7 protein-coding genes are annotated in these 9,442 nt (G+C 73.3%); 2 read left to right on the plus strand and 5 right to left on the minus strand.

Features of this window, described 5'->3' with window-relative positions; genetic code table 11:
• From ACFV4N_RS33965 to ACFV4N_RS33985, 5 genes are all read right to left on the minus strand, one after another.
• On the minus strand, positions 1 to 720 hold a 720-nt coding region (locus tag ACFV4N_RS33965; protein ID WP_499676754.1), incomplete at its 3' end, for an RNA polymerase subunit sigma-70.
• Positions 721 to 838: 118 nt separating this feature from the next.
• A complete protein-coding gene (locus ACFV4N_RS33970) occupies positions 839 to 2,365 on the minus strand; it encodes a serine/threonine-protein kinase (RefSeq protein WP_499676755.1) in 1,527 nt (508 codons plus the stop codon).
• 89 nt (positions 2,366 to 2,454) lie between these two features.
• Positions 2,455 to 2,970, minus strand: coding sequence for a mycothiol transferase (locus tag ACFV4N_RS33975; RefSeq protein WP_499676756.1), 516 nt, complete (start codon positions 2,968 to 2,970; stop codon positions 2,455 to 2,457).
• Positions 2,971 to 3,111: 141 nt separating this feature from the next.
• A complete protein-coding gene (locus ACFV4N_RS33980) occupies positions 3,112 to 4,107 on the minus strand; it encodes an inorganic phosphate transporter (protein ID WP_499676757.1) in 996 nt (331 codons plus the stop codon).
• Positions 4,107 to 4,727 carry a DUF47 domain-containing protein gene (locus tag ACFV4N_RS33985; RefSeq protein ID WP_499676758.1) on the minus strand — a complete coding sequence of 207 codons (621 nt, stop codon included), beginning with the start codon at positions 4,725 to 4,727 and terminating at the stop codon, positions 4,107 to 4,109. The genes ACFV4N_RS33980 and ACFV4N_RS33985 overlap by 1 nt, the downstream gene beginning before the upstream one ends.
• A gap of 213 nt (positions 4,728 to 4,940) precedes the next feature.
• Here ACFV4N_RS33985 and ACFV4N_RS33990 point away from each other — a divergent pair, with 213 nt between their 5' ends.
• Entirely contained in the window at positions 4,941 to 6,575 is a 1,635-nt protein-coding gene (locus ACFV4N_RS33990) for a glycoside hydrolase family 43 protein (RefSeq protein ID WP_499676759.1), read from the plus strand.
• Between the two features lie 42 nt (positions 6,576 to 6,617).
• The coding region (locus tag ACFV4N_RS33995; RefSeq protein ID WP_499676760.1) for an AbfB domain-containing protein at positions 6,618 to 9,442 on the plus strand (2,825 nt) is incomplete at its 3' end.

Raw genomic sequence — 9,442 nt, forward strand, 5'->3', positions numbered from 1 at the left:
GTCGACGACCCGGCGTTCCCGCGGCGAGCCCGGCAGCGGCGCGCCCTCCCGGTCGGCTCCCGGCAGCTCGCGGGCCAACACGGCCCGCGCCCGCTTCAACGCGCTGGTCACGGCGCCCTCGGTCGTGCCGAGCAGGTCGGCGACCTCGGCGGCCCGGTACCCCAGCACGTCCCGCAGCACCAGCACCACCCGCTGCCTCGGCGGCAGCTCCTGGAGCGCGGCCAGGAACGCCAGCGACACCGACTCGTTGACCTCGTACCGCGCCTCGGGGCCGGGCGCGCGGTCGGCGATGCCCTCCAGCAGCGCGTCCGGGTACGGCTCCAGCCAGCTCGGCTCCGGTCGACGGCGGGACGGCTCGGGCAACGGGACCTCCACCCGGCGTCCGGGGCGCTCGTGCGGACGACGCGAGCCCGCCCGCAGCGCGTTGAGGCAGCGGTTGGTCGCGATCCGGTACAGCCACGTCCGCACCGACGAGCGCTCCTCGAAGTCGCCGATGCCGCGCCAAGCCGCCAGCAACGTCTCCTGCAGCAGGTCCTCGGCGTCCTGGACCGAGCCGAGGATGCGGTAGCAGTGCACCTGGAGCTCGCGCCGGTACGGCTCCACGAGCCGCCGGAACGCCTCGCCGTCCCCGGCCCGCGCCCGACCCGGCAGGTCGTCGTCGGCCGGGAACCGGGCGTGGTCGGGCGCACCGGCACCGCCCGCCGGTGGGATCCCTCGCATGGTGGTTCCTCCTGTCCTGGTGGTCCTGTCCTCCAGGTGGACACCACCGGCCGGGGAAAGTGGGCGGTCCCCCGAAGACCGCACCGGCGCGCCCCGTCGGGCGACGGCCCCGGCGGGGTCAGTCCTCGACCACGACCGGCTCGGTCAGCTTCGCGCCGTCCGCCCGGCCGACCAGGCAGGAGGAGGAACGGTCGGAGGTGCGGTAGCCGTTCACGGTGCGCAGCTTCCACGCCTCGGCGGTGGGGATGAGCACCCAGTACCGCAGGGTGGCCTCCTTGTCCTCGCCCTTCACCCTGTCGGACAGGAACACCCGCGTGCACTCGGCGGCGACCCTCCGGGTCAGCTCCTCCACCGACGGGTACGGCGCCTCCTGCTCGTAGTCGGTGCCGTGGCCGACCGAGGCCATCACCTCCACGTCGTGCGGGCCGTAGCAGCCGACCTGCGCGCTGACCGGGATGTCGCCGACGCCCTTCGCGGGCACCCAGTTCAGGCAGTCGTTCTCGAACAGCATCAGGGTGTAGACCCCGATGTCCCCGTCGGGACCCACGGTCAGCACCGGCTGCATGGCGGGCGACGAGGTCGGGACGTCCGACGACGGCGGGTCCCCGCCGGGGGTGGCCGTCCGGTCGGGCGTGCCCAGGCTGAGGTCGCCCGGGGGCAGGTAGTGCCTGAAGACCGTGAAGTACAGCAGGACCACCGCGCCGAGCACGAACAGCGGCGTCAACGTGGCGGAGAGGACCAGGCCGGTGCGGCTCCGGGGAGCGGCCCCGGCCGCGGGAACGCCGACCGGGGGCGTGCGGACGGTCGGCGGGTCGACCGGCGCGGTGAGGTCCTGGTCGCCGGCCAGCGCCCGCTCGACCAGCCGCTGCGCCCGGTCCGCGCGCAGGCGCCGCCCCGGGTCGGGTTCGAGCAGGCCGACGATCAGCTCGGCCAGCGGGCCCGGCGTCAGCCGCGGTCGCGGGCGCTCGTTCATCACCGCGAGCAGGGTCGCCGACGTGGTCTCCCGCTCGAACGGGTTGTGGCCCTCGGTGGCGAAGAACAGCGTCGCGCCCAGCGCCCACAGGTCCCAGGCGGGCGAGGCCTGCCCGCCGGAGAGCCGTTCCGGCGACATGTACGCGGGCGAGCCGATCAGCGAGCCGGTGGCGGTCAGCCTGGCGTCGTCGAGCTGCTGCGCGATCCCGAAGTCGGTCAGCTTCGCCGAACCCCTCGCGGGCACCATCACGTTGCCGGGCTTGACGTCCCGGTGCACCACGCCCGACTCGTGGGCCGCCTCCAGCGCCGACAGCAGCTGCGACGCGAGGACCGCCGCGGCCCTCGCGCCGAGCGGCCCGCTCCGCTCGACCAGCTCGGCCAGCGTCGGGGCCTTGATCAGCTCCATCACGATGTAGGTCTGGTCGTCCTCCTTGATGAGGTCGTAGACCGTGACCACGGCGGGGTCGGCCAACCGGCTGGCGATCCGCGCCTCGCGCAGCACCCGCTCCTGGTAGACCGCCCGCTCGGCGGCGGGCACGCCACCGGGCAGCAGCAGCTCCTTCACCGCGACGTCCCGGCCGAGCACGGTGTCCTGCCCGAGCCACACGGCGCCCATGCCGCCCCGGCCCAGCTCGCGGATCAGCCGGTAGCGCCCGTTGCCCACCTCACGCATGGTCGGGGAGTCTCGCAGCCCCGGGCGGCGGTTCGGCGAGGCGGGACGGTCACTGGTCCGGTCGGCGCAACGCGCCGCCCGGGCCGGTGTCAGCGCCCCGGCAGGACACCGCGCGCGAACGCGGCCTGGCCGACGTGCTGGAGGTCGTCCTCGATCACGCTGAGCAGCCGCACGGCCAGGGTCACCGGCGGGTCCCACGACTCGTCGACGACCCGGGTCAGGTCCCGCGCGTCCAGGCCGCGCACGTAGGCCTCGGTGCGCTCGTGCACCGCCCGGTGGTAGCCCAGCAGCAGGTCGGCGGGCGCGTCGACGGCGGCGACCTCCTCGGCGCCGTGCCCGTAACCGGTGTCCCCGGTGGGCAGCGGCAGGTCGAAGCGCCCGACCCAGCCCGCGGCGGTCCACACCTGCTCGTCGCCCGCCACCTCGGCCACGTGGTCGTCCTGCACGCGGGTCAGGTGCCAGACCAGCCAGGCGATCGAGTTGGCCGTGCCGCCGACGCGGTGCGCCAGCTGCCCCGGGGTCAGGCCGTCCAGCACGCGCTCCACCGACCCGCGAACCCGCCCGAACCCGTCCACCAGCACGTCGACCGCGGTGACCTCGTCCACGGGACTCCCTCCTCCAGACCGTTCCCCGCGTCCCCCGACGGGTCAGCGGTGGACCCGACCGGGTCGCCCGTCCTCCCCGGACGTCGGCGGCTCGGCCTGGAGTACCCGCACCCGGGCCGATCCCACCTGGTCGCCGGCGGCTCACCCGGTCAGCAGCGACGCCACGCCGTGCGCGGTGGCGGCGACCACGGCCGAGCCGGGGAGCGTGAACACCCAGCCCTTGGCGATGTCGGCCGCCACGGACCAGCGCACGGCCGAGCGGCGGGTGGTCGCGCCGACGCCCATCACGGCCGAGGTGATCACGTGCGTGGTGGAGATCGGGGCGTGGAACGCGAACGCGGTCAGGTACAGCACGGAGGAGGCGGACAGCTCGGCGGCGAAACCGTGCGGCGGGGTCAGGTGGAAGATGCGCCTGCCCAGGGTGCGCATGATCCGCAGGCCGCCCGACCAGGTGCCGGCCGCCAGCGCCAGCGCGCACGCCAGGACCACCCAGAACGGCACCGAGTAGTCGCCCTGGTGCCCGGTGACCACCAGGGCCAGGACGATGATGCCCATGCTCTTCTGGGCGTCCTGCAACCCGTGGCCCAGGGCGAGGCTCGCCGCGGAGACCACCTGGGCGCGGCGCATGAGCCGGCCCGCGCGGTGGGCGTTGGCGTTGCGGAACGCCCACAGGATCGCCGTCATCACCGCGTAGCCGAGCAGCAGGCCGACGACGGGGGAGAGCACCATCGGGATGACGACCTTCTCCAGCACGCCCGCCCAGTGCACGGTGGTCGCGGAGGCCAGCGCGGCGCCCACCAGGCCGCCCACCAGCGCGTGCGACGACGAGGACGGCAGGCCGAAGTACCAGGTGAGCAGGTTCCACGCGATGGCGCCGACCAGGGCGGCGGTGACCACGTGCAGCGCGTCGTCGCCGACCGGGGTGTCGATGATGCCCGAGGCGATGGTGACCGCGACGCCGGTGCCCAGCAGCGCGCCCACCAGATTCATCACCGCCGCCAGCGCGAGCGCGGCGCGCAGCGTGAGCGCGCGGGTGGACACCGCGCTCGCGATGGCGTTGGCCGCGTCGTGGAAGCCGTTGGTGAAGTCGAAGGCGAGGGCGAGCACCACCACGAGCACCAGCCCCGTGGTGGGCATCAGGATTCCTTGACCGCGATCGAGTGCACGGCGTCGGCCACGTGTTCGAACGCGTCGGCGGCGGCCTCCAGCTCCTCCACGACGTCCTTGAGCTTCATGACCTCCAGGGCGTCGCGCTGCCCGTCGAACAGCTCCGACAGCAGCCGCCGGTAGACCTGGTCGGCCTCGTTCTCCAGCTCGTTGACCTCCACCCAGTACGAGGTCAGGTTCTGCGGCTCGGCCAGGCGCGGCATCGCCTCGGCGGTGAGGCGGGCGGCCCGGCACAGCAGGTCCACCTGAGTCTCGACGCCGCGGGGCAGTTCACCCACCCGGTAGAGGGTCGCCAGGTCGACGGCGGCGTCCATGTGGTCGACCACGTCGTCCAGCCTGGACGCCAGGCGGTAGATGTCCTCCCGGTCGAACGGGGTCACGAACGAGCGGTCCAGGTGCTCGATGATCGCGTGGGTGGCCTCGTCGCCGGCGCGCTCCAGCTCGTGCATCCGCGCGGCCAGCCCGGCACGCCGCTCGACGGGCGCGCGGACGTACTCGCGCAGCACCTCCACGCTGCCGCCGATGTTCGCCCCGATCCCGGTGAACAGCTCGAAGAACCTCGCGCCCGTGGGCTTGCGGCTGATGCGCATGCCGTCGTCTCCCTGCTCGCCGCCCGGTGACGACCTGCGGGTACCCCTGCCGGCCGACCGATCCACCGCCCGTCGGGATCATCCCCCGGAAGCGGGGCGGCTGCTCCTCCGAGCGCGGCCGACCACTGCCTCCCCCTCGGCCCGGCCCGGTGTTTACAACGTTGTATCAACGATGTAAAAACGGTTCCAGTGACGCGGGACACCTGCACCCGGATGAGGGGCCACCACGTCTCGGTCCGGCGGCACGGGCACGGTGCCGGGACGGTGATCGGCGCGGCCCCGCGCACCGTGCTCCAGGACGTCATCGGATCGGCACCCTCGACAGCGACCGCCAACCTGGAGCTGCCCACGATGACCGCCCCCAAGGGGTTCGTCCCCACGGCCCTGTCCCTGCTGCTCGCCGGCGGCGCGCTCACGGCACCCGCCCCGGCGGCCGCCGCCGCGCCCGACCTCCCGACCGCCGTGGCGGGCAACCCGTTCGTCGACGGCTGGTACGCCGACCCGGACGTCGCGGTGTACGGCGGCCGGTACTGGGTGTACCCGACGACGTCGAAGCGCTACGCCGAGCAGACCCACCTCGACGCGTTCTCCTCGACCGACCTGGTGCGCTGGACCAAGCACCCCGACGTGCTGACCACGGCGGACGTCTCGTGGGCCGAGTACGCGGTGTGGGCGCCGGCGCCCGTCGCCCGCGACGGCCGGTACTACCTGTACTTCGCCGCCAACGACATCCAGGACGACTCCCGGCTCGGCGGCATCGGCGTGGCCGTGGCCGACCGCCCCGAGGGCCCGTACCGCGACGCCCTCGGCGCGCCGCTGATCCCGGCGTTCCACCACGGCGCGCAGCCCATCGACCAGGACGTCTTCATCGACGACGACGGCCAGGCGTACATGTACTACGGGGGGTGGGGCCACGCGAACGTGGTGAAGCTGAACCCCGACATGGTCAGCCTGGGCACGTTCGCCGACGGCAGCACGTTCAAGGAGATCACGCCGTCGGGCTACGTCGAGGGCGCGCAGATGTTCAAGCGCGACGGCCGGTACTACCTGATGTGGTCCGAGGGCGGCTGGACCGGTCCGGACTACTCCGTGTCCTACGCCATCGCCGACTCGCCGACCGGGCCGTTCGCCAAGCTCGACGAGGTGCTCGCGCAGGACCCGGCGGTCGCCCGCGGCTCCGGCCACAACTCGGTGCTCAACGTGCCGGGCACCGACACCTGGTACGTCGTCTACCACCGCCGGCCGCTCGGCGAGACCGACGGCAACCACCGCCAACTCGCCTACGACCGCATGAACTTCAACGCCGACGGCACCATCCAGCGGATCACCATGCGGGTCCAGGACAACTTCGCCGACGACAACTCGTACGGCTGGAAGACCCACGGCGGCTCGTGGACGGCGTCGGGCGGGCGGTTGTCGGCGGGCAGCTCCGCCGGCGGCAAGGCGTTGCTGGACACGAACTTCGGCGACTTCACCCAGGACACCACCGTGTCGATCACCTCGGGCCGGGGCGACGCGGGCGTGGTGTTCCGGGCGACGAGGCCCGCGGTGGGCGTGGACGCCTACTCGGGCTACTACGCGGGCATCAGCCCGGCCGGCCGGGTCGTGCTGGGCCGCGCCGACAACTCGTGGACGCAGCTGGGCGCGGCGCCGGTGGCCGTGCGCCCCGGCGCCACCCACCGGCTGCGGGTCACCGCGGTCGGCGCGTCGATCGAGGTCTACGTGGACGACCTGACCACGCCGCGGATCAGCGTCACCGACACGACCTTCGCCTCCGGCGCGAACGGCGTGCGCGTGTTCAACGCGGCGGCGGCCTTCGACGACGTCGCGGTGCGCCCCGCCGGCTGATCCCGCACCGCCCCTCCCACCCCACGCACCCGAAGGAGCCCCATGCGCAGCCTCGTCGCCCCGGTGGCGGCCGTGCTGGCACTGGCCGCCGGCCTCGTCGCCGTGCCCGTCGCCACCCCCGCCGCGTCCGCGGCCGTCGTGCCCAAGGCACCGCCGCTGAGCACGCCGTGGACCAGCCAGGTGTCCACGACCAACCCCCTGCCCGAGTACCCGCGCCCGCAGCTGACCAGACCGGACTGGCAGTCGCTCAACGGCGAGTGGGAGTTCCTCAACCCGGCCACCGACGGCGCGGGCAACGTCAACCGGTACGCCGCGCCGCCGCTGGGCCAGACCCTGCCCGAGCGCGTCCTGGTGCCCTACCCCGTCGAGTCGGCGCTGTCGGGCATCATGCGCAACGACAACCGCGACCTGATGTTCTACCGGCGCACCTTCACCGTCCCGCGGTCCTGGGCCGGGCGGCGCGTGCAGCTGCACTTCGGCGCGGTCGACTACGAGGCCACCGTCTGGGTCAACGGCACGCAGGTCACCACCCACAAGGGCGGCTACGACCGGTTCGAGGTCGACATCACCCCGCAGCTCAACGGCGGCGCCAACGAGATCGTCGTGCGCGTCTACGACCCGACCGACGGCCGCGGCGAGAAGCAGCCGGTCGGCAAGCAGGTCAACAACCCCCAGGGCATCTTCTACACGCCGTCCTCGGGCATCTGGCAGACGGTCTGGCTGGAACCCACGCCCACCTCGTCGATCCACTCGGTCGACATCCGCCCGAGCCTGGCCGACAACACCGCCCGGGTCCGCGTCTTCACCCGGGGCGACGTCACCGGGCACACCGTGCTCGCCGAGGCGATGTCCGGCTCCACCGTGGTGGGCAGCGCCACCGGCGGCTTCACCGAGTTCTCCGTGCCGGTGCCGAACGCCCGGCGCTGGTCGCCCGACGACCCGCACCTCTACGACCTGCGGGTCTCGCTGCGCAACGCCTCCGGCGGCGCCGTGGACCAGGTGGTCGGCTACTTCGGCATGCGCGAAGTGGGCAAGAAGGTGGTCAACGGGGTCCTGCGGCCCACGCTCAACGGGGAGTTCGCCTTCCACGTCGGCACGCTGGACCAGGGCTTCTGGCCCGACGGCCTCTACACCGCGCCGACCGACGCGGCCCTGGCGTTCGACCTGCAGAAGCACAAGGACCTGGGCTTCACCATGGTCCGCAAGCACATCAAGGTCGAACCGGCGCGCTGGTACTACCACGCGGACCGGCTGGGCCTGCTGGTGTGGCAGGACGTCCCGTCCACGCCCGCGTTCGACGCCGACCGCACCCCGGCGCAGGTCGCGCAGTTCGAGACCGAGGCCCGCGAGATCGTCGACGAGCACCGGTTCTCCCCGGCCGTCGTCGCCTACGTGCCGTTCAACGAGGGCTGGGGCGAGTGGAACCTCGCCGACACCCAGCGGGTCACCACGTCCCTGGAGAACCACGACCCGACCCGGCTGATGAACGCGCACAGCGGCTACAACTGCTGCGCCTCCAAGGGCGACCCCGGCACCGGCGACGTGGTCGACTGGCACGTCTACACCGGACCGGACGCGCCGCGCCCGTCGGCGACCAGGTTCTCCACGCTCGGCGAGTTCGGCGGCATCGGCCTGCGCAACCCCGGCCACGAGTACAGCCCCGACGGCCGGTTCTTCGCCTACGAGCAGGTGAACAGCAACGCCCAGCTCAACGACCGCTACACCGGCATGGTCCGCGACGTGCGGCAGCTGATGACCACCAAGGGCGTCTCCGCCTCCGTCTACACCGAGATCACCGACGTCGAGGGCGAGTACAACGGCCTGTTCACCTACGACCGGCGCGTGCAGAAGGTCGACGCGAACCAGGTGCGCGCCGCGCACGCCGACCTGGTCAACGCCTCGCGCAACCTCAACTCCCCGGTCGCGCTGACCCTCGGGCACGTCCGCTCGTTCCGCGTGACCACGCCCGGCTACACCGACCGGTACCTGCGGCACGCCAACTCCGCGGCCCGCACGGACGTCATCACCGGCGCGAGCGCCGACGGCGCCCGCCAGGACGCGTCCTACCGGACCGTGACCGGCCTGGCGGACCCGCGCTGCCACTCGTTCGAATCGGTCAACTTCCCCGGCCGCTACCTGCGGCACGCCGACCGCCGGGTGAGGCTGGACGCCGACACCGGCGGCTCGTTCCGCGCGGACGCCACCTGGTGCGCCCGACCCGGCCTGGCGGCCGGCGGCACGTCGTTCGAGGCGCTCAACCACCCCGGCTCCTACCTGCGGCACTACGCCGAAGCGGTGTACCTGGCGCGCAGCGGCGGCCCGAACGCGTGGGACACCGCGACCGGCTTCGCCGCCGACGCCACCTGGAACGCGGCCGACCCGGCGCTGTGGCGCAGCTCGGTGCCGCTGCCCACGGACGTGCGCCGGTCGCTCCAGGTCACCACGTGGGGCTACACCGACCGCTACCTGCGCCACGCCGACGGCCTCGCCCACACCGAGGTCGTCAACGCGGGCAGCGGCGCCCTGCTCAAGGCCGACGCGACCTACACCGTCCGGCGCGGGCTCGCCGACTCGTCCTGCTACTCGTTCGAGTCGGTGAACTTCCCCGGGCAGTTCCTCCGCCACGCCTCCGGCCGGGTGCGCCTCTCGTCGAACGACGGGTCGGCGCTGTTCCGCGACGACGCCACGTTCTGCGCCCGACCCGGCCTCGGTGGCACCGGCGTGACGTTGGAGTCGATCAACATCCCCGGCGCCTTCCTGCGCCACCACGAGGCCCAGGTCCACATCGCCTCCGGCGGTGGCGCGGGGGCCGACCGACCGCAAACCCTCACCGCCGACAGCAGTTGGAACCTCGCGGCGCCCTGGGC

The sequence above is a fragment of the Actinosynnema sp. NPDC059797 genome, assembly GCF_042732085.1.
In the GTDB taxonomy this organism is placed as follows: Bacteria; Actinomycetota; Actinomycetes; order Mycobacteriales; family Pseudonocardiaceae; genus Actinosynnema.